Origin of the sequence: Mesorhizobium dulcispinae (genome assembly GCF_033977345.1) — a bacterium.
Classification (GTDB): Bacteria; Pseudomonadota; Alphaproteobacteria; order Rhizobiales; family Rhizobiaceae; genus Mesorhizobium; species Mesorhizobium dulcispinae.
In genome coordinates this window covers 14,400-32,966 of record NZ_JAVIIY010000017.1, presented here as the reverse complement: position 1 = coordinate 32,966, position 18,567 = coordinate 14,400, and the positions used below count along the sequence as shown (strand labels likewise).

The following is an 18,567-nucleotide window of genomic DNA, read 5'->3' as shown; positions in this document are numbered from 1 at the left end:
GTTACCAGACGCGCTTCGTCAGGCCGGTCCAGAGATAGAACCAGATCGTCGGGTGAAACCACTGCTTCGAGGGCAAGCCGGGATCGATCGTCGTAAGCTTCCCCGCCAGTGCATCGCTCGCCGCCTCGACGCAGATGTCGCGCGAGAACGCGGCCTGCCGCAGCGCGTAGGTGGCGATGGTGTCGCCGCGTTTCGGTCTGCCACGCGCCTGCTTCAGCACACCGCCGGTGTCGACGCCGGCGTCGACCAGATGCACGGTGGTGCCGAAATTCCCGCGATCGCCGGAGGCCAGCGCCCAATAGCCGCCATTCATGCCGCGATATTTCGGGGCGATGCCGGCATGATAGTTGAGAACCGGGCAGGGTATTTTCGCGAGGGTGTCTTTCGACAGCAGCCGGCAGCCAGCGAGCAGCACGACGCCCGGCTTGAGGTCTGCAATCTCCTTGAGGCATTCCGGCCCGTTGGCGGACGGGACATGGATGACCGTCTGGCTTGGACGGGGCTCGGTTTCAAGCTTCTCCTCGGCAATCAGGCGCGCGGCATGGCCGGCGAAGAACCGCTTGCCGAGCCTGGTCAGCACCATTGTGCCGAGCTGGCCAATGGCCGAGATCCAGCCCTGGCGCCGCGCCCGGCCGAGCAGCAATCGCTTTTTGGATTCAGGAGTTTCCAGAATGACGCTGACAGGGCCAACGCGATCCGCGACGGCGTTGACGATGGCCCAGATATGCGGTCCGCCTTCGGTGACGACCACGATCGATCGCGGACTGGATTCCGACGCTGCCATGGCAAGCACCCGCTCTCAAAAATCGGGCGCATGCTAGGGCGAGCGGGTTAACCTTTGGTGAGCCGTCAGCGCTTGAATTCCATGATGTCGAGCTTCGATTCGTAATAAGGCGCGGGGAATTCGATGCGCCATTCGGTGGCACTGTTGCGGAAGGCATAGCCGACCTGGTCGCTTTCGGGGCCGCTGCCATAGGACCTGGCCTTGTCGTCATTGACCGAGAACGAGCCGAGATAGATGGCGCGCTTCTCGCCATCGTCGAAGAAACGGCCCGCGGTGCGCTGCGAGCCGCTGATCTTTTGCAGCCGCCAGCCAGAGCCGTCATCGGTCACCTTGCATTTGAACCAGCCGTAGATGACCAGCGGGCTCAAGCCGCCGGCCTTGATGGTGCGGCATTTCCAGTTGCCGGTCAGGTCCTTGTCGGAGAAGGCGACCAGCGGCTTGGCGAGCAGCGCATCGAGTTGTTTGACCTCGGCGGGGTCGCCGGCCTTCGCCTCCTCGAGGGCGGCCTTGCGCGTCTCGCCATATTTGTCGAGCCGCGCTTTGTCGGCGGCGGTGATCAGCTTCTGCACCTCGCCATCGGCATGGGCCGGCACGGCGAAGCCGATCAAACAAAGGGCGGCAAGCAGCAGGCGAGGGGTCATGGATGCATTTCTCGGATCGGTGGCTGGAACAGCGGTTTCTCGGTGTGGCGTACAACTTACCCGTTCGCGGGCTGCTGTCATCCGTGCTTAACAGCGTGGGAGCGGAAATGGCGGTTTGATCGATGCGTATCTTGCTTACAGGATCATCAGGCTGGCTGGGCAGCGCGCTCGCGCCGAGGCTGCGCGGCCTTGGCCATGAGGTGATCGGCCTCGACCCGGTTCCGTCGGCGCAGACCCAGGTGGTCGGCTCGGTTGCAGATCGCGAGCTCGTGCTGCGGACCGTCGGCGAGAACGGCATCGAGGCCATCATCCACAGCGGCGCGTTGCACAAGCCGAACATCGAGCACTATGAGAATTCGGACTTCGTCGCGACGAACGTGCAGGGGACAATCAACCTGCTCGATGCTGCAGTGTCCTGCGGAGTCCAGCGTTTCGTCTTCACCTCGACGACATCGCTGATGATTTCACGAGCGATCCGCGCCGGCTTCCAAGGCGGCGCGCGCAAGGCCGCCTGGCTGACGGAAGGCATGTCGCCGGAGCCGCGCAACATCTACGGCGTGACGAAACTTTCGGCCGAGCATCTCTGCCGCCTCTATCATATCGAGCATGGGTTGCCGGTAGCGGTGCTGCGCACGGCGCGCTTCTTTCCCGAGGCCGACGACATGGCTCATGCGATCGAGCAGTCGGATGCCAACACCAAGGCCAACGAGCTGCTGTTCAGGCGGTTGACGGTGGAGGATGCGGCGGAGGCCCATGTCGCGGCGCTGGAGAAGGCGCCGGGCATTGGCTTCGACATCTTCATCGTCTCGGCGCCGACGCCGTTCCGGCCGCAGGATTGCGCCGAGCTGATCGCCGACGCGCCGGCCGTCGTCGCGCGCTATTTCCCCGATTATCCCAGGCTCTATGCGAGGAAGGGCTGGGCGATGTTCTCCTCTATCGACCGCGTCTACGATCCGTCGCGGGCGAGGGAGAGGCTGGGCTTTGTCTGCAAGACGAGCTTTGCCGATGTGCTGGCGGCGCTCGAAGCGGAGGCGTGAAGGCGGTCAGGCGCCGGCTGCCGCCCGCGCCAACTCGGCCGTCAGATCGCCATAGCCGGTCGAGCGGCGCTCATAAGCGAGGCCGAGCAGGCGGGCGGCGTGTTCGGCGACCTTGTCGAGTTCCGGATCGTCGGTCTGCGCCAGATAGATCAGCTTCTCGTAATTGCCGAAATAGTCCTTGATCAACTCGGGATGCCGGTCGAGGCCGAGCGGCTTGATGAAGAAGGCCTCGAACTGGCGGCAGAGGAAGTCGGTCATGTAGAACGACATCATGTCGTCGTCGGCGACCTTCGCATAGGCGTCCATGCCCTGGTAGAAGGCAAAGCAATGCGGGCCGGCCATGCGCTCGACGCCGTGCTTTTCGATCACGCGGTCGAGCAGGCCGCCGGTGCCGCAGTCGGCATAGCCGACGAAGATGTGCTGATAGCCTTCCGCCTTGGCCTTCTCGATCGCCTTGTCCATGGCCGGCGCGATGCGGTCCGGATAGAAATGGAACTCCGCCGGCAGGCAGGTCAGTTCGAGGTGGTCGAGCTTTAGCTGTTGCTTGACGGCCAAAACTTCGCGCGCAATCATCCCGCAGGCGATGACGAGCAGCCTGTCTGTTTGATTCGGTTCCATTTTTTGCGTTTTGACCAAGTCGAGCCGGCTTTCGCTGCGGGGCTAATATCTGTCGAAGGAGACACCGTCCATGAAACTGCTACGCATCGCGCCGATGGCCATCCTTGCCTGCGCGCTTGCACTCACGGCCTGCGCCAACACCATTCGGGGCGTCGGCAAGGATGTCAAATCGACGGCTAGGGCGGTCAAAGACACTGTCGCCAACTGATCTTCAGTCTCGTCCATCATCTGGGAACAAAAAAGCCGCGCTGCAAGGCGCGGCTTTTTTCGGTCCATCCTGATGCCTTAGGTCAGGCGGAAGCGCGAACGTTATGCTTGCGCTTCATGAAATCCTTGGCGGTCTCGACGGCCACCGCCGCGTCGCGGCAATAGGCGTCGGCGCCGACGGCCTTGCCGAATTCCTCGTTGAGCGGCGCGCCACCGACCAGCACGACATAGTCGTCGCGGATGCCCTTTTCCTTCATCGTGTCGATGACGACCTTCATGTAGGGCATGGTGGTGGTGAGCAGCGCCGACATGCCGATGATGTCGGGCTGATGCTGCTCGATCGCATCCAGATACTTCTCGACGGCGTTGTTGATGCCGAGGTCGATGACGTCGAAGCCGGCGCCTTCCATCATCATGCCGACAAGGTTCTTGCCGATGTCGTGGATGTCGCCCTTGACGGTGCCGATCACCATCTTGCCCTGCTTGGGCGCGCCGGTGGCAGCGAGCAGCGGGCGCAGGATGGCCATGCCGGCCTTCATGGCGTTTGCAGAAAGCAGCACTTCCGGCACGAACAGGATGCCGTCGCGGAAATCCTCGCCGACGATGCGCATGCCTTCAACCAGCGCTTCGGTCAGCACTGTATAGGGCTGCCAGCCGCGCTCGAGAAGGATATGCGTGCCTTCCTCGATCTCTTCCTTCAGCCCGTCATAGAGGTCGTCGTGCATCTGCTGCACGAGTTCCTCGTCGGAAAGCTCGGAAAGGATGATCTCGTCGTCGGACATTTTTTCTCGGGCTCCTTGCTGCTCGGAGTGATTGCGGCAGCCTAAAAATCAATGGGCCAATACCTAACCCGCGAGGGCAAGGTAGCCATAGCTGATTTGCGACTTCCCGCAAAAGGAAAGCGACTGAAAAGTTGGCGCTTTTCTTGTCGATTTTGCGACAGGCGTTGGCGCTGGCGGGCCGTTTCCAATAGGGTGCATGGCTACGATCCGAGAAGAAGCGGCGGCAAACCGGCCGCGAGCCAATTCAGGCCAAATCTAAAATCTATAGGAAGAACGATCATGAGCGATAACGCGGCAGTCGAACAGGAAGCGTCGGGTGGACGACGCGGACGCGGCGCCAGCGGCGGCGCGGCGGCCAGGCGCGCGGCGCGCGCCGGCGGCGGTCCGGGCACCCAGCTCACCTACATCAAGCGCAAGATCAACGTCTATGAGGTCCTCGACGAGGAAGGCCTGGCGCTGATCGAGAAGAACACCGACACGGTGCTGGAAGAGATCGGCATCATCTTCCGCGACGACGCCGAGGCGCTCGCGCTGTGGAAGGAGGCCGGCGCCGACGTCAAGGGCGAGCGCGTGCATTTCCCCAAGGGGCTCTGCCGCTCGCTGCTCAAGACCGCGCCTTCGATCTACACCCAGCATGCGCGCAACCCCGAGCGCTCGGTGCAGATCGGCGGCAACGCGACGGTGTTCGCGCCGGTCTACGGCCCGCCCTTCGTGCGCGACCTCGACGGCAACCGCCGTTACGCGACGATCGAGGATTTCCGGAACTTCGTGAAGCTCGCCTATATGGCGCCGTCGATCCACCATTCGGGCGGCACGGTGTGCGAGCCGGTCGACGTGCCGGTGAACAAGCGCCATCTCGACATGGTCTATTCGCATATCCGGTACTCGGACAAACCATTCATGGGCTCGGTGACCGCGCCGGAGCGTGCCGAGGACACGGTGGCGATGGCCAAGATCGTGTTCGGCGACGACTTCGTCGAGAACAACACGGTGCTGACCAGCCTGATCAACGCCAACTCGCCGATGGTGTTCGACGAGACCATGCTCGGCGCGCTGAAGGTCTATTCGCGCCACAACCAGGCCTGCATCGTCACGCCCTTCATCCTCGCCGGCGCGATGAGTCCGGTGACGGTTGCCGGCACGCTGACCCAAGTGCTGGCCGAAGTGCTCGCCGGGGCCTCGTTCACGCAGTTGATCAGGCCCGGCGCGCCGGTGCTGTTCGGCACCTTCGCGTCGTCGATCTCGATGCAGTCGGGTGCGCCGACCTTCGGTACGCCGGAGCCGTCGCTGGTCTCCTATGGCGCGGCACAACTCGCGCGACGGCTCGGCCTGCCGTTCCGTACCGGCGGCTCGCTCTGCGCCTCGAAGATCCCGGATGCGCAGGCGGCCTATGAGAGCGCCAACACGCTCAACTCGACGATCCTTGCCGGCACCAATTTCGTGCTGCATTCGGCCGGCTGGCTCGAGGGCGGTCTCGCCTCCTGCTACGAAAAATTCATGATGGACATCGACCAGCTCGGCATGCAGCAGAAGTTTGCGGAAGGTGTTGACCTGTCGGAAAACGGCCAGGCGATGGATGCCATCCGCCAGGTCGGTCCGGGCAGCCATTATCTCGGCTGCGACCACACGCAGGCGAATTTCCAGACCGCCTTCTACCGCTCCAACATCGCCGACAACAATTCCTACGAGCAGTGGCTGGCCGAGGGCGAGAAGACTGCGCCGCAGCGCGCCAACGAGCTTGCGCGCCGCTGGCTGGAAAGCTACGAGGCGCCGCATCTCGATCCGGCGATCGACGAGGCGCTGAAGGACTTCATCGCCACGAAGAAAGCCTCGATGGCCGACGCCTTCACTTGAAAGGAGCCCGAGTCAGGCCGGGCTAAAGTCGCCAACATCATCCACAAGGAAGTCTGGCGGAGCGCGTTCTCCGACCCGGACCGGAAGGGATGATTCTTTCGCGCGGCACGATCGATGGAATCGCGGCCGCGCTTGCCGTCCAGGGCCTGATCCTTCGCGGCGGCTTCCGCTTCGCCAGCGATGAAGCCGCGCCTGCGGGGCTTTCGGGTTCGCCCGCGAAGTCCGCCCTCCTGGTCGGGCAGGCTGGCGCGGCGCCTTGGCCGTATTTCCAACACTGGCTAGAGCGGCAGCCGCAGTCCATAGCCAATCCGCTCGACACATGGTCGCGGGAGGTGCTCGGCGCCGTCGCGCAGGAGTTCGGCGCCCGCGCCGTGTCGCCGTCCGATCGGCCCTATCTGCCGTTCCAGCAATGGGCGATGCGGGCCGAAGGGCTGAAACCTTCGCCGCTCGGCATCCTCATGCATCCTCAGTATGGGCTCTGGCATGCCTATCGCGGTGCGCTGCTGTTCGAGGAGGAGATACTTCTCCCCGAACCTCACAAAGCAATTCATCTGTGCGACACATGCGCTGAAAAACCCTGCATGAAATCCTGTCCGGTCGATGCCTATTCCGAGCAGGGTTTTGCCCATGAAGCCTGCCTCGGCCATGTGCGCGGTCCCCGAGGCGGGCCGTGCCGCACCGGCGGCTGCCTCGACCGCAACGCATGTCCGTATGGCACGGACTATCGCTATCCGCCGGAGGCGCAGGCCTTCCACATGGCGGCCTTTGCTCGCCTCTAGGAGCAAGGTCGTCCGCACGAAATCTTGAACGCTAGGCTCCGGGATTGTCTTGCCGGAGCGGCCCGCGCCGATATCTATCGCGCGTCAACCGACGGAGGGCATCATGGCCAAGCAAGAGATCGGGATCGAGACCAAGGACGGCCGAGCCAAAGCGGGGCTTTTCCGGCCGGCCGGCACAGCCAGGGCCGGCGTCATCCTTTATATGGACGCTTTCGGGCCGCGCCCGGTGCTAGACGAGATGGCCGAACGCCTTGCCGGCGACGGCTATGCCGTCCTGGTGCCCGATCTCTTTTATCGCAATGCGCCCTATGGCCCGTTCGACGCCAAGACCGCATTCACGGTAGAGGAAACCAAGACCAAGTTGATGGCGCTGGTCTCGGGCACCACGCAGGACATGACCATCCACGACAGCGAGGCCTTCCTCGACGCGCTCACCGCTGAAGGCGTTGACGGGCCGGTCGGCGTCGTCGGCTATTGCATGGGCGGAGCGCGTGCGCTGAACGCCGCAGCGAGCTATCCCAATCGCATCGTGGCGGCGGCAAGCTTCCACGGCGGCAATCTCGCAAGCGATGCGCCCGACAGTCCGTACCGCAAGGCAGCCTCGATCAAGGCGCGCGTCTATGTCGGCACCGCCGGCGTCGATCGCAGCTTTCCGCCAGAGCAATCGGCGCGGCTGGCCGAGGCGCTCAGGGTCGCCGAGGTCGATCATGTGATCGAGAACTATGTCGGCGTCGGCCATGGCTGGTGTGTCAAGGACCACAGCGTCTACAACGAAGCCGGCGCCGAGCGGCACTGGAAGCGGCTGACGATGTTGTTCAACGAAACACTCGGATAGGCTTTCGCTCGCCGATTGCAGGGAGGGCGCGCCTGGCGCGAGCCTCGTATGTTTGCGCTGCCCCTCATCCGCCCTTCGGGCACCTTCTGCCCGTGAACGGGGAGAAGGAAGATGGCTCCGCAAAAAAATCTTTCCATCGTCCCAAGGATTGGCCATTAGCCTTCGTCCAACAGGCAAATGACGGCGATGATGCTGGACGACAGCGAAGCCTCCGATGCCGAATTGATCGGGCGGGCGAGGGGCGGGGACAGAGGGGCTTTCGGCAAACTGCTCGAAAGGCACTATGGCTTCGTCTATCGCGCCGCCTATCGCTGGTGCGGCAGGAAGGCCGACGCCGAGGACATCGCCCAGGATGTCTGCGTGCGGCTCGGCCGGGCGATCCGCGACTATCAGGGCAACGGCGCCTTTACGACCTGGCTCTATGCCATGACGCTGAACGCTTCGCGCGACATGATGCGCAAGCGGGCGCGGGACACCGCCAAGACCGAAGCCTTTGGCATCTACGCCCTGATTGCCGAAGAGGGCTCGGCGGAAGGCCAGGACCCAATCGAGGCGCTGTGGGTGGCGGTGCGCATGCTGCCGGACAAGCAGCGCGACGCGGTGCTGCTCGTCTACGGCGAAGGGCTCAGCCACGCAGCGGCGGCGGAGGTGATGGCGATCTCGGAGACGACGGTTTCCTGGCACATCCATGAAGCGAAGAAACGGCTGAAGGTGCTCATGCGTTCAGCCGGGGAAGTGTGACCATGGTCGACGACAACGAACTCGAAAGGCTGCGCGATCTCGCCGTTCCGGCCCCCGACGGCGACGCGAAAGCGCGCGCCTTCGCCGCGGCGATGCACGCCTTCGATGCGCAAGAAAATATTTCGACCGCCCCCCAAGGAACGGCAACAGGTCTTCGTCTCACGGAGCGAGCAAGAACGCTCTGGAGAGAGATCATGCAACGGAAACTCATTGCCACGCCGGCCATCACCGCGCTGGTCGCGCTGCCTATTGCCGGCTATGCCGCTTTTGAGATGTTGAAGGAGCAGCCGCCCGTTATTTCAAACGGGAAGGTCACCGAGACGGTGGCCGACAAGCCGGTGGCGCAGAAGCCTGCGCCGAACCAGCCCGCGATCAACGAACCGCTGGCGGCTGCGCCCGCCAAGGAGAAGAAGGCCGACGCTGACAGTGAGAGGCGTGTCGAAGACGAGGCGCAGATCGCGCCGGCATCGCCGCCGAAGCCGGCTACCGAGGTCGACAGCCTGGTCAAACAGGAGATGGCGCCGGAGGCTATGCCAGCACCGCCGCCTGCGCCGGCAGAGAGCGGCCAGCTTGCTGCCGGCGGGCGCGCGAATGCTCAGGCGCCGGCAGCCGCCATGCGGTCTGCCGAGATGCCCGCTGGCGCGATCGCCGATTCCAAGCTGATGGTGCAGCCGGCGCCGATACCCGCCGATCAGATGCAGCCGCAGGAGGAGAACCGCGACCGCATCGAGACCTTCAAAACCAATCCGGTGCACGAAGCCGCCCAAAATCCCGTCTCGACCTTCTCGATCGATGTCGATACCGCGTCCTATTCCTTCGTCCGGCGCTCGCTGAAGGAAGGTACCCTGCCTGACCCGGATACGGTTCGAGTCGAGGAGATGATCAATTACTTTCCGTATGACTGGAAGGGGCCGGACTCGGCCGCAACGCCGTTCAATTCGACCGTCACCGTCATGCCAACGCCCTGGAACGAGCGCACCAAGCTGATGCACGTCGCGATCAAGGGTTTCGACGTGAAGCCGGCCGAGGCGCCCAAGGCTAATCTGGTGTTCCTGATTGACGTGTCCGGCTCGATGGACGAGCCGGACAAGCTCCCGTTGCTGAAATCCGCCTTCCGGCTGCTGGTCAGCAAGCTGAAGCCCGACGACACCGTCTCCATCGTCACCTATGCGGGCAATGCCGGCACGGTGCTGATGCCGACCAAGGCGGCTGAAAAACAGAAGATCCTTGCGGCAATCGACAATCTCGAGCCCGGCGGCTCAACGGCCGGCGAGGCGGGCATCAAGGAAGCCTACAAGCTGGCGCAGCAGTCCTTCGTCAAGGACGGCGTCAACCGCGTGATGCTGGCGACCGACGGCGACTTCAATGTCGGCCAGACCGATGACGACGACCTCAAGCAGCTGATCGAGAAGGAGCGCAAGACCGGCGTGTTCCTGTCGGTCTTCGGCTTCGGCCGCGGCAATCTCAACGACCAGATGATGCAGACCATCGCCCAGAACGGCAACGGCACGGCGGCCTATATTGACACGCTTGCCGAGGCCGAGAAGGTGCTGGTCGAGGATGCCTCATCGACGCTGTTCACCATCGCCAAGGACGTCAAGATCCAGGTCGAGTTCAATCCGGCCAAGGTCTCGGAATATCGCCTGGTCGGTTATGAGACCCGCGCCTTGAAGCGCGAGGATTTCAACAATGATCGTGTCGATGCCGGCGACATCGGCTCCGGCCATTCAGTGACGGCAGTCTATGAGATCACGCCCAAGGGCAGCGGCGCCGAGCAGGTCGATCCGCTGCGCTACGGCGAGGCGAAGGTCGACAATGGCGGCGTCGCCAATGCGGACGAATATGCCTTCGTCAAGATCCGTTACAAGTTGCCCAACGAAGACGTCTCCAAGCTGATCGCCACGCCGGTGACCGCGGCCAACGAGGTGCCGTCCTTCGCCGAGGCGGGAAGCGACCAGCGCTTCTCGGTCGCCGTCGCCGCCTTCGGGCAGAAGCTGCGCGACGAGGACCAGACGGCGAATTTCGGCTACGACCGCATCCTGGAGATTGCCAACGCGGCCAGGGGCGCCGATCCGTTCGGCTACAGAGCCGAATTCCTGTCGCTGGTGCGGCTTGCCTCGTCGCTCGGCGGCACCAAATAGGACGCTCACCTTAGACAAAAGGCCGGCGCGGAACCCGCCGGCCTTTTGCCGATCGTTAAATTGCGTGGCTTTTCCGGAACCTCGTCGCAATGCCCTCCTGTTAGTCAAAGCTGATAGAAGGTTTGAGGGACTGGAATTGAATATCACCGGGAACGTGACGTCGACCGCGGGTAAGCTTCAGGCGCGAGCACCGTCCACCTCGTCGGCCGAATCCGCGCGTATCAGAAACGATGTCGACGCGGCCCGCACTACGGCGCTCTCAGCGCTCAACAATGACCGCTTCCGCGTGATGCTGGAACAGATCAGCGACCCGCGCGCGTCCGGCGCCTTGATGACGATGGGCGCCGACAGCAACAACAGCGCCGCTACCGACCTCAATACGGCGCTGTCGCGCTACGCCGAAAACAGCGAATAGAAAAGCGCGTCAGGCGCGGCTGCGCCGGCGCTCGCGGCGACCTTCGCCGGCCTCGGCCGAACCGGCTGAGGCGAGCTTGTTGCGCATCGGGCCGATGCGCTCGACGATGGTCTCGACGGTCGGACGCGCCGATTTTTCATGCGCGTCGAGCGCCTTGCGCATGGCGGCGAGATGGGCGAACGAGGTGCCGCAGCAGCCGCCGACGATTTTCGCGCCGGCATCGACCGCCAGCCGGACATAGTCGGCCATCAGCTCGGGCGTGCCGGAATAGTGGATCTCGCTGCCGCGGAATTCCGGAATGCCGCAATTGCCCTTGACGATCACGGTCGCTTCCGGCTTCGCGTCGGTCATGTCGAGCAGCGAGGCCAGGATATCGGCGGCACCGACGCCGCAATTGGCGCCGACGCCGAGCGGAGCCTGTGAAAGTCCGTCGGCGACGCCATGGATGTCCCTCGGCAAAAGCCCCATCATGGTGCGGCCGGCGGTGTCGAAGGAGCCGGTGTAAGTATAGGGCAGGCCGACGCGGATCGCCGCTTCCGCCGCGGCGCGAATCTCGTCCGGCGCCGACATGGTCTCGATCCAGGCGACTTCGGCGCCGCCGGCCTTGAGGCCCTCGATCTGCTCGGCAAAGGCGTCGACAGCATCCTCATATGTCATGGCGCCGAGCGGCATCAGCAGCTCGCCGGTCGGGCCGACGGAGCCGGCGACGATGACCTTGCGGCCGGCCTTGTCGGCGACCGAACGGGCGATTTCGGCGGCGCGCTTGTTCAGGTCGTGCACGCGGTCCTGGGCGTGATGCAGCTTCAGCCGGTGGCGGGTGCCGCCGAAGGAATTCGTCAGGATGATATCGGCGCCGGCATCGACGAAATTCTGATGCAGCGTGGCGATGGTGTCGGGCGACGTCTCATTGAGCAACTCGGGCGCTTCGCCGGCCTCGAGGCCCATGGCGAACAAATTGGTGCCGGTGGCGCCGTCGGCCAAGAGCACGCCCTTTTCGGCAAGCAATGCGTCGATCGGATTGGTCGCGGTCATGGCTTTGGCTTTCGTATCCTGAATTCGGATAACGATATAAAGAAGTCTTTATATCTAGTCAATGAACTTGCGGTCGCAGCGACGTGTCGAACAACCGACTTTACGGCCTGGGAATGATCTCGACCTCGATCTCGGTGCAGACGCCGCCATTGGTCGGATGATGGTCGACCGAGCAAGCGGTGACGACGAGGAGCAGATCCTGTTCGGCCCGCAACGTCACATAGGCGCCCGGCGGATTGATCGAGGCTTCGACCACAAGCGTGCCGTCGGGCTGCGGCATGGAGTTCTGGAAAAGGTCGACGGGGTCGGGCGCGAAGGGCAGCTCGATGCCTTCGGCGTTGAGCGCCTTCATCAAATTGTCGCGGCAGTTCGGATGGTTCGGCAATCCGGCCCGCTCGTAGAGCGCGCTGTCGCAGGCCGGGTAGAGCATGTCGTGCGGCCCGGGCGAGGCGTCCTCGACCAAGGCCAGCATCGGCTTGCCGGCGGCACTGTAGAAATGGTCGCCGGGTTTCGGAAACAGCCTTTCCGTGATGTCGCGGGTCTGCGAGGTGCTCAGCCAGTCGAGCCTGCCGTCGGTCGAGAAGGCCCAGAGGTCGGAGACCTGCTGGCCCTTGGGATCGATGATGCGGATGCGGTCGCCAGCCTTGACGCGAAAGGAGCGGCCGGATTGCGGAGGAACGACAATATGACGTGGTTCTTGCATGGATTTCCCTGAAACGATGGGTCGGCCAGACTGCTGACCGCATGCCAGGATGACGACGATCGCAGCGTTCAGACAGAGCCTGAAGGGAAGGACATACCGGCCAGCTTTTGCGTGAAGCTCGCCGCCTCGTGCGCGTTGATGTCGGCGGCGCGGATCAGATTGTCGAAATGGCTGGTCAGGGTGCGGACCGGCTGGGTGGCGTTGAGCACCAGATACATGTCGCCGACATAGATCGCGGCGCGGTAGGGGCCGAAGATCGTGTAGGGGATCGAATAGCGCATGCGGCCGTCGTAGAGGAACAGGCGGAAGGTCGGGTAAAGATCGTCGAGCAGCGTTGCCATATGCAGCAATTGCCTGCGGCGTTCGACTTCCGGGAAACGGTCCCAGACGCCGAGACCGCGCGCGAAGATCTCCAGCGTATGGCGCGGCATGCAGACCTCCATGTCGGTCTCGGGCCGCCTGTTATAGTCGATGCGGTATTGCGTTTCGCCGGCCTGCGCCTCGCGGCTCTTGTTGGCGATGCCTGCCTCGTATTCCACCAGCGCCTCGGTGCGCAGGAGGTCCGGAATGCCCGCCGGCACGTAGCGGATCTTGGTGCCTGCCGCCTCGGCGTGCCATTTGGCGAGCAAGGTGCGGTCGAAGCCGTCCGGCGCCTCCTCGATCTCCAGGCTTTCGCGAATCTCGCCGGTGACGCCTTCGTCCTGGCTCAGGCCCAGCAGCCAGTCGAGCGACACCTTGAACTCGGCGGCGATGTTGAGAAGCGTCTCGGCGCGGGGCAGGCGCGTCGAGGCGCCGGACAGCAATTGCGACAGCGCCGAACGGTCGATGCCGACGGCCGTCGCGAAGGCTGACTGGTTCAGGTCGGAGCGTGTCAAGAGCAATTTCAGGCGCTCCCGGAAGATCGTCGACAGATCACGCTTGTCCATCACGCCACTCCTGTCCCGAGGAGGAAAAATTTGCGCTGCGGCCGTTCCAATGGCTGCTCAGAGCGCAAATGAATCCCCAAGTTTGTTTACAAAGTATAACATATGCAGCCAAAAATGCGCATTCGCAACAGTTTGTGCGCTTTGTCGCGTTGATGTAACCGCAGGCTCCTGACACAATCTTGTCAGGAATCAAACTGGTTCCGGCGACTGGAGGGCAGTGGTCGATAGCATGACTGGCATAAGCAAGAGACGCAGCAGCACACCGGCCGTGGAATGGCCGACGGTATTCCTCACACTCTTCTGCTACGGCGCCTGGCTCGCCGCCGGCTTCCTGCTCTGGCCTTCCTATCCGCTGCTGGCGCTCGCAATCCTTGCCCTGATACTGGCCCTGCAATCCTCGCTGATGCACGAAGTGCTGCATGGCCATCCGACCCGCAACGGCAGCATCAATGAAGCCTTCGTCTTCCTCCCGATCGGCTTGGTCTGGCCGTTCCGCCGCTTCAAGGCGATCCATCTTCGCCACCATGCCGACGAGCGGCTGACCGATCCGCTCGACGATCCGGAAAGCTATTACCAGGCGCTCTGGATGCATGAAGAAATGCCGCCGGCAATGAAATTCCTGCTCAAAATCAACAACGCCATGGTCGGCCGCTTCATCCTCGGCCCGTGGCTGTCGTCGATCGGCTTCTTCATCGACGACGCCAGGCAGATGGCCGCCGGCGACAAGACGATCCGCAAGGCTTGGCTGCTGCATGCCATAGGCCTTGCCGTTGTGATACCGATCGTTACCTTCGGCTTCGGCATCCCGCTCTGGCTCTATATTCTGGTGCCGGTTTGGCTTGGCCAGTCGCTGATTTCTGTCCGCACCTATGCCGAGCATCAATGGTCGGAACACCCGGAGGGCCGCACGATCATCGTCGAGCGGTCGCCGCTGTCCTTCCTGTTCCTCAACAACAACCTGCATTTCGTGCACCACAAGAGCCCGACGGTCGCCTGGTACAGACTGCCGAAGATGTTTCGCGATCGCCGCGAAGAATGGCTGCGGATGAACAACGGCTATGTCTATCCGAATTATTTCGCGCTGATCAAATCCTTTGCCTTCAAGGCCAAGGAACCGGTGGTGCATCCGGTGCTGCGCCGCGCGCCCGAACCCGGCCGCGCCTTCAAACCGCGCATCAGAGCGCGTAATGTGAATGGACTTGGAACGGCCCCAGTGCCGGCTGAGCCGCCCAAGGAATAATTTCGACTTTCCGCGACTGTTTTTTCGCCGCGGGACGCAGGCGCCGATGGCCGCCTGTTTTTGAAAGCTGTTCGTCATGAGTAAATTGGTTGCCGCCCTGCCTATGTATGACTGGCCCGAGGTGCGTGGCGACGTCGACGCGCAGTGGGTGCGGCTCCGCGATGCCTTCCGGCAGAGGGGTATCGATGCGCCGGAAGCGGTGGTGCGCAGCAATCGCGACCTGCCGCCAGTGCCCGGCGGCATCCGCGACGGCGCCGGAAAGCTGATCGCGCCCGACCCGGCGACATTGCCCCCGGACGAGTTCGATTTTCACCAGCTCTGGCTGAGCCCGACGCTGCTTTTCGGGCAAACCTGCTGGGGGCCGATGGAACTTGGCTTGGCCCGGCATGTGCAGGTTATTGCCCAGCCAAGCTACGACGAATTCGAGGGCGGGCAGGGCGAGCTCTACTCCAGCGCGCTGGTGACGCTTGCCGATGGCGGGCCATCGGTTCTCTCCCCCGATGATGGCAAGGCCGTCATTCCGCTCGATCTCATCCGTGGCAAGCGGTTCACCTTCAACAATCCCGATTCGATGTCCGGGCTGCTCGGGCTGACACGCGACCTGGAGGCGATCGGCGAAGGTCTCGAGATCTTCGCCTCGCGCAGCGAAAGCGGCGGCCACCGGTCGTCGATCGTCGCTATCGCCGAGGGCAGGGCCGATATCGCCACCATCGACTGCCAAAGCTGGGCATTGGCGCAGCGTTTCGAACCGGCGGCGCGGCAGGTGAAGGTGGTCGGCTGGACGGCCAGACGGAAGGGCTTGCCGTTCATTACCGCCAGGACCACATCGCCAGATGTCGTCGCGTCCATGCGTGAGGCCATCGCCGAGCTTGGCCTCGAAGGATCAGTTGCCAAGCAGCCTGTCGTCGAGCGGGTAGGCTGAGAGCTTTTCATTGCCGGTCTCGGTGATCAGGATCTGCTCCTCGATCTTGACACCCTCGCGGCCGCCCAGCCGGCCGATATAGCTTTCCACGCACAGCACCATGCCGGGTTCGAGCACGCCGTCCGGCGTGTCGTCCGTCCAGTCGCCGGCATGCGGCAGGGTCGGATACTCGTCCGCCAGTCCGACGCCGTGGTAGAGTACGCCGTAGCGCGCCGGAAAGCAGTCGCCGGGCGGCACCGCCGCGCGCTCGACGAGATCGCGAAACGAGATGCCCGGCCGCATCAGGCCGGTGTTGTGCGCGATCTGGTCGGCGGCGATGCGGAACAGGTCGCGCTGCTCGTTCGATGGCCTCCCATCCCCGCAAAGCCAGGTGCGCGAAAGATCGGCGCAAAATCCATAGGGGCCGATGAGGTCGGTGTCGAAGGCGACGAGATCGCCGTCCTCGATGATGCGGGATGAGCATTCCTGGAACCAGGGATTGGTGCGCGGCCCCGACGACAGAAGCCGGGTCTCGATCCATTCGCCGCCGCGCGCGATGTTGCTGCGATGCAGTTCCGCCCACAATTCGTTCTCGGAAATGCCCGGCTTCAGCGACGCTTCCATATCGCCCATCGCGGCCTCGCAGGCCACGATGGCACGGCGCATGGCAAGGATCTCGTCGGGCGACTTGATGAGGCGCGCATTCTCCATCACCGCCTCGCCATTGCCGACCGTGATGCCGCGGCGGGCGAGCTCTTCGACGCCTTCCGGGTTGATGTGGTCGACGGCGATGCGCCGGTTACCGCCGCCGTGCTCGGCAAGGAGTTCGGCGATGCCGGCTCCCCAGCGGCGGACCTTCTTGTCGGTCAGCTCGCCGCTGTAGAGATACATCCACGACACTGCCGGCCGCACCTCGTCGACGATGCCAGCGTGATCCGACAGGTGCTCGCAGGAGAAATAGTCGAATAGCACCACTGGGCCTTCGGTGGCGACGAAACAGTGGCGGGTCGGATTGTGTGCGACCCAGAGCTGCATGTTGGTCGAGTCGGTCGCGTAACGGATGTTGACCGGGTCGTAGAGCAGGGCTCCGGCATAGCCCCGGCGCTTGAGCTCGGCGCGGATGCGCTCGAGCCGGTAGCTTCGCATGGCCGGCAGGTCGGGCGCGGCGATGCCTGCCGCCGCCCATTCGGCTTCGGCCTGCGTGCCGTAGCCCAGCACATGCTGGTTGAGCGCGGCGGCTTTCTCGCGAGAAGCCTCGCGCAGCGCCTCGACCGAGCCCGGTTCGAACGGCATGATCTTGCGGTGGCGGCCGAAGCGTTGTGTGTGCATGGATCCCCGGGCGCTCTACGGCGCTTTCATCTTGTGCAATCTGGTGACGGTCACCTGGCGCGGCATGCCTCCGAAGAGCTGCGGCACCGCGATGCTGCGATGGGCGGTGTCCATCACATAGCCGGCTTTGGCGATCCTGTCGAAAATGAGCGAAGCTGGTTCTTCATCGTCCGCCAGGAGAAGCACCGCGGGCTCGCGGATCGACTTGGCGAAATCGGGGATCTCGTCATCGAGCACGACGAGGCCGGGATCGACCAGGCGGAGATTGCCGATCCAGAACCAGCTCGACACCACTGTGTCGACGGGCCCGTCGGCGGTCAGCTGGCGATGGAGCGAAGCGTAGTCCATCCGCACGATGCTGCCGCGGTTGTCGCCGCCGTGGACGTGCATGTACCAGCTTACCGGCAGCACCAGGATGGCGATCACGGCGCCGACGAAGACGATCGTCGCTTGCGTCTTCCTGCCTCGTTCCCCCATCGCGTCCAAGCGCATGGCAAGGGCGGCCGGCAGCAGCACAAATACGGGAAGCATCCAGCGGTCGCGAAACTGTGTGATGCCGCCCGCCAGCACCACCAGGAGCGTGATCAGAAAGGCGAAGGCGATCGCCCGCCAGACCAGCTTCTCCGGCCACGGTGCCGCCACGGGCGATGGTGCGGATTTCCCACGCGCCAGGAAGAACGCGACGGCAAAGATCGCGGCCGGAAGCCCGGCGAAGTTGAGTATCGCATTGCCCAGGCCGAGGATGCCGCGAGACAAGGTCTTTGCCGCGCTGCCGCCCTCGGCGACGCCCAAGCCGCCGCTATGCGCCAGCAGATCGGCCAGATGCATCAAGCTCCAGTAGAATGTCGGCAGGCAGGCAAGGATCGCCACAACCACGCTGATCACGAAACGGCGATCGAAGATCGCTTCGCGCGTTTCGCGAAGCGACAGCGCCGCAAGGAACAGCGCGGCGAGAAAGATTACCACATTGTATTTCGAGAGCATGGCGGCGGCCGCCGCCAGGCCAAGCAGCACATAAGCGGCCGTCGAGCGCCGCTTCTGCAACTCGACCACCGCCAGGAGCAGCAGCGACGAAAAACAAAAAACCGCGACCGAATGGGTGAGGGCATGCTGCATCTCCCACACGATCTGCGGAAAAAGCAGCAGGCCGAACATGGCGGCGGTCGCCGCGCGGTTCGAGTAGCCCAGGCGGCGCACCGCGGCGAAGCACGCGGTCAATCCACCGGCCAGCAGGCTGTATTTGACGATCTTGAGCGCAAGGATATTGGTTCCGACCAGCGAGGCTGTGAGGATGCCAAGCCAGGTGTATAAAGGCGGCTGCGAGCTGCCGTAGCCGGCCGCGAGGAAGCGCATCGCCATCAATTGCTCGGAGTCGTCGACGCCGACAGCGGTGCCCACGAAGTGCGACGAGAACGTCATCACCACGATCTGGACTAGGCAATAGGCAAGGACAAATGCGATCGCGGCGCTGAAAGGGCCGACCCGTTCATCGCAGAGCCAGTCGGTCCATTTTTCCAGCTTCCGCAAAGGGGTCGTCGTCTCTTCTGGTGGGTTGGTGGCCGGCTGCTATATAGCCGACCACCCACACGATCCGAAAGCGGT

The 18,567-nt window shown here is 63.6% G+C and carries 19 protein-coding genes; 10 read left to right on the top strand and 9 right to left on the bottom strand.

Annotation, left to right across the window (positions count from 1 at the left end; genetic code table 11):
* Nucleotide 1 precedes the first annotated feature (1 nt).
* Complete coding sequence (locus RFN30_RS26975) at nucleotides 2-784, bottom strand: formyl transferase (RefSeq protein WP_320265103.1); 783 nt, start codon at nucleotides 782-784, stop codon at nucleotides 2-4.
* A 65-nt stretch (nucleotides 785-849) separates the two neighbouring features.
* Nucleotides 850-1,425 carry a DUF4893 domain-containing protein gene (locus RFN30_RS26970; RefSeq protein WP_320265102.1) on the bottom strand — a complete coding sequence of 192 codons (576 nt, stop codon included), beginning with the start codon at nucleotides 1,423-1,425 and terminating at the stop codon, nucleotides 850-852.
* 122 nt (nucleotides 1,426-1,547) lie between these two features.
* Between RFN30_RS26970 and RFN30_RS26965 the strand changes: the two genes are divergently transcribed.
* Nucleotides 1,548-2,462, top strand: a complete 915-nt coding sequence (locus RFN30_RS26965; protein ID WP_320265101.1) for an NAD-dependent epimerase/dehydratase family protein — start codon at nucleotides 1,548-1,550, stop codon at nucleotides 2,460-2,462.
* A gap of 6 nt (nucleotides 2,463-2,468) precedes the next feature.
* On the opposite strand, the gene RFN30_RS26960 is transcribed toward RFN30_RS26965, so the two are convergent.
* Complete coding sequence (locus RFN30_RS26960; protein WP_320265100.1) at nucleotides 2,469-3,098, bottom strand: DUF1638 domain-containing protein; 630 nt, start codon at nucleotides 3,096-3,098, stop codon at nucleotides 2,469-2,471.
* Between the two features lie 52 nt (nucleotides 3,099-3,150).
* Here RFN30_RS26960 and RFN30_RS26955 point away from each other — a divergent pair, with 52 nt between their 5' ends.
* Nucleotides 3,151-3,288, top strand: a complete 138-nt coding sequence (locus tag RFN30_RS26955) for an entericidin A/B family lipoprotein (protein WP_081296086.1) — start codon at nucleotides 3,151-3,153, stop codon at nucleotides 3,286-3,288.
* 82 nt (nucleotides 3,289-3,370) lie between these two features.
* Here RFN30_RS26955 and RFN30_RS26950 read toward each other — a convergent pair whose 3' ends face one another.
* On the bottom strand, nucleotides 3,371-4,069 hold the full coding sequence (locus RFN30_RS26950; RefSeq protein WP_278072931.1) for a cobalamin B12-binding domain-containing protein: 699 nt from the start codon (nucleotides 4,067-4,069) through the stop codon (nucleotides 3,371-3,373).
* 279 nt (nucleotides 4,070-4,348) lie between these two features.
* Here RFN30_RS26950 and RFN30_RS26945 point away from each other — a divergent pair, with 279 nt between their 5' ends.
* From RFN30_RS26945 to RFN30_RS26920, 6 genes are all read left to right on the top strand, one after another.
* Nucleotides 4,349-5,923: a trimethylamine methyltransferase family protein gene (locus RFN30_RS26945; protein WP_320265098.1), complete on the top strand. Its 1,575-nt coding sequence runs from the start codon at nucleotides 4,349-4,351 to the stop codon at nucleotides 5,921-5,923.
* Between the two features lie 89 nt (nucleotides 5,924-6,012).
* Nucleotides 6,013-6,702 (top strand): 4Fe-4S dicluster domain-containing protein, encoded by a 690-nt coding sequence (locus RFN30_RS26940; protein WP_320265097.1) that lies wholly within the window; start codon nucleotides 6,013-6,015, stop codon nucleotides 6,700-6,702.
* A 103-nt stretch (nucleotides 6,703-6,805) separates the two neighbouring features.
* Nucleotides 6,806-7,537: a dienelactone hydrolase family protein gene (locus RFN30_RS26935; RefSeq protein WP_320265096.1), complete on the top strand. Its 732-nt coding sequence runs from the start codon at nucleotides 6,806-6,808 to the stop codon at nucleotides 7,535-7,537.
* Nucleotides 7,538-7,714: 177 nt separating this feature from the next.
* Nucleotides 7,715-8,278 (top strand): RNA polymerase sigma factor, encoded by a 564-nt coding sequence (locus tag RFN30_RS26930; protein ID WP_320265095.1) that lies wholly within the window; start codon nucleotides 7,715-7,717, stop codon nucleotides 8,276-8,278.
* Nucleotides 8,279-8,280: 2 nt separating this feature from the next.
* Nucleotides 8,281-10,419, top strand: a complete 2,139-nt coding sequence (locus RFN30_RS26925; RefSeq protein ID WP_320265094.1) for a vWA domain-containing protein — start codon at nucleotides 8,281-8,283, stop codon at nucleotides 10,417-10,419.
* 136 nt (nucleotides 10,420-10,555) lie between these two features.
* Complete coding sequence (locus RFN30_RS26920; RefSeq protein WP_320265092.1) at nucleotides 10,556-10,834, top strand: hypothetical protein; 279 nt, start codon at nucleotides 10,556-10,558, stop codon at nucleotides 10,832-10,834.
* A 9-nt stretch (nucleotides 10,835-10,843) separates the two neighbouring features.
* On the opposite strand, the gene bmt is transcribed toward RFN30_RS26920, so the two are convergent.
* The 3 genes from bmt to RFN30_RS26905 all read right to left on the bottom strand — a co-directional run bounded on the left by bmt (nucleotide 10,844) and on the right by RFN30_RS26905 (nucleotide 13,495).
* Complete coding sequence (gene bmt, locus RFN30_RS26915; protein ID WP_320265091.1) at nucleotides 10,844-11,866, bottom strand: betaine--homocysteine S-methyltransferase; 1,023 nt, start codon at nucleotides 11,864-11,866, stop codon at nucleotides 10,844-10,846.
* 100 nt (nucleotides 11,867-11,966) lie between these two features.
* Entirely contained in the window at nucleotides 11,967-12,569 is a 603-nt protein-coding gene (locus tag RFN30_RS26910; RefSeq protein ID WP_320265089.1) for a DUF1989 domain-containing protein, read from the bottom strand.
* Between the two features lie 68 nt (nucleotides 12,570-12,637).
* Nucleotides 12,638-13,495: a helix-turn-helix domain-containing protein gene (locus RFN30_RS26905; protein ID WP_320265088.1), complete on the bottom strand. Its 858-nt coding sequence runs from the start codon at nucleotides 13,493-13,495 to the stop codon at nucleotides 12,638-12,640.
* 229 nt (nucleotides 13,496-13,724) lie between these two features.
* Here RFN30_RS26905 and RFN30_RS26900 point away from each other — a divergent pair, with 229 nt between their 5' ends.
* Together RFN30_RS26900 and RFN30_RS26895 are read left to right on the top strand one after the other, a co-directional pair.
* Complete coding sequence (locus RFN30_RS26900) at nucleotides 13,725-14,735, top strand: fatty acid desaturase (RefSeq protein ID WP_320265087.1); 1,011 nt, start codon at nucleotides 13,725-13,727, stop codon at nucleotides 14,733-14,735.
* 76 nt (nucleotides 14,736-14,811) lie between these two features.
* On the top strand, nucleotides 14,812-15,657 hold the full coding sequence (locus tag RFN30_RS26895; RefSeq protein WP_320265086.1) for a phosphate/phosphite/phosphonate ABC transporter substrate-binding protein: 846 nt from the start codon (nucleotides 14,812-14,814) through the stop codon (nucleotides 15,655-15,657).
* Here RFN30_RS26895 and RFN30_RS26890 read toward each other — a convergent pair.
* On the bottom strand, nucleotides 15,619-16,965 hold the full coding sequence (locus RFN30_RS26890) for a M24 family metallopeptidase (protein ID WP_320265085.1): 1,347 nt from the start codon (nucleotides 16,963-16,965) through the stop codon (nucleotides 15,619-15,621). The two genes, RFN30_RS26895 and RFN30_RS26890, sit on opposite strands and share 39 nt — an antisense overlap.
* Nucleotides 16,966-16,980: 15 nt before the next feature.
* On the bottom strand, nucleotides 16,981-18,492 hold the full coding sequence (locus RFN30_RS26885; protein WP_320265084.1) for a glycosyltransferase family 39 protein: 1,512 nt from the start codon (nucleotides 18,490-18,492) through the stop codon (nucleotides 16,981-16,983).
* Between the last annotated feature and the right edge of the window lie 75 nt (nucleotides 18,493-18,567).

Bases quoted from the DNA above. Each gene is read 5' to 3' on its own strand.
- bmt (WP_320265091.1), bottom strand. From the start codon at position 11,866: ATGACCGCGACCAATCCGATCGACGCATTGCTTGCCGAAAAGGGCGTG.
- RFN30_RS26950 (WP_278072931.1), bottom strand. From the start codon at position 4,069: ATGTCCGACGACGAGATCATCCTTTCCGAGCTTTCCGACGAGGAACTC.
- RFN30_RS26975 (WP_320265103.1), bottom strand. From the start codon at position 784: ATGGCAGCGTCGGAATCCAGTCCGCGATCGATCGTGGTCGTCACCGAA.
- RFN30_RS26970 (WP_320265102.1), bottom strand. From the start codon at position 1,425: ATGACCCCTCGCCTGCTGCTTGCCGCCCTTTGTTTGATCGGCTTCGCC.
- RFN30_RS26910 (WP_320265089.1), bottom strand. From the start codon at position 12,569: ATGCAAGAACCACGTCATATTGTCGTTCCTCCGCAATCCGGCCGCTCC.
- RFN30_RS26965 (WP_320265101.1), top strand. From the start codon at position 1,548: ATGCGTATCTTGCTTACAGGATCATCAGGCTGGCTGGGCAGCGCGCTC.
- RFN30_RS26905 (WP_320265088.1), bottom strand. From the start codon at position 13,495: ATGGACAAGCGTGATCTGTCGACGATCTTCCGGGAGCGCCTGAAATTG.
- RFN30_RS26955 (WP_081296086.1), top strand. From the start codon at position 3,151: ATGAAACTGCTACGCATCGCGCCGATGGCCATCCTTGCCTGCGCGCTT.
- RFN30_RS26890 (WP_320265085.1), bottom strand. From the start codon at position 16,965: ATGCACACACAACGCTTCGGCCGCCACCGCAAGATCATGCCGTTCGAA.
- RFN30_RS26895 (WP_320265086.1), top strand. From the start codon at position 14,812: ATGAGTAAATTGGTTGCCGCCCTGCCTATGTATGACTGGCCCGAGGTG.
- RFN30_RS26945 (WP_320265098.1), top strand. From the start codon at position 4,349: ATGAGCGATAACGCGGCAGTCGAACAGGAAGCGTCGGGTGGACGACGC.
- RFN30_RS26940 (WP_320265097.1), top strand. From the start codon at position 6,013: ATGATTCTTTCGCGCGGCACGATCGATGGAATCGCGGCCGCGCTTGCC.
- RFN30_RS26900 (WP_320265087.1), top strand. From the start codon at position 13,725: ATGACTGGCATAAGCAAGAGACGCAGCAGCACACCGGCCGTGGAATGG.
- RFN30_RS26930 (WP_320265095.1), top strand. From the start codon at position 7,715: ATGACGGCGATGATGCTGGACGACAGCGAAGCCTCCGATGCCGAATTG.
- RFN30_RS26935 (WP_320265096.1), top strand. From the start codon at position 6,806: ATGGCCAAGCAAGAGATCGGGATCGAGACCAAGGACGGCCGAGCCAAA.
- RFN30_RS26925 (WP_320265094.1), top strand. From the start codon at position 8,281: ATGGTCGACGACAACGAACTCGAAAGGCTGCGCGATCTCGCCGTTCCG.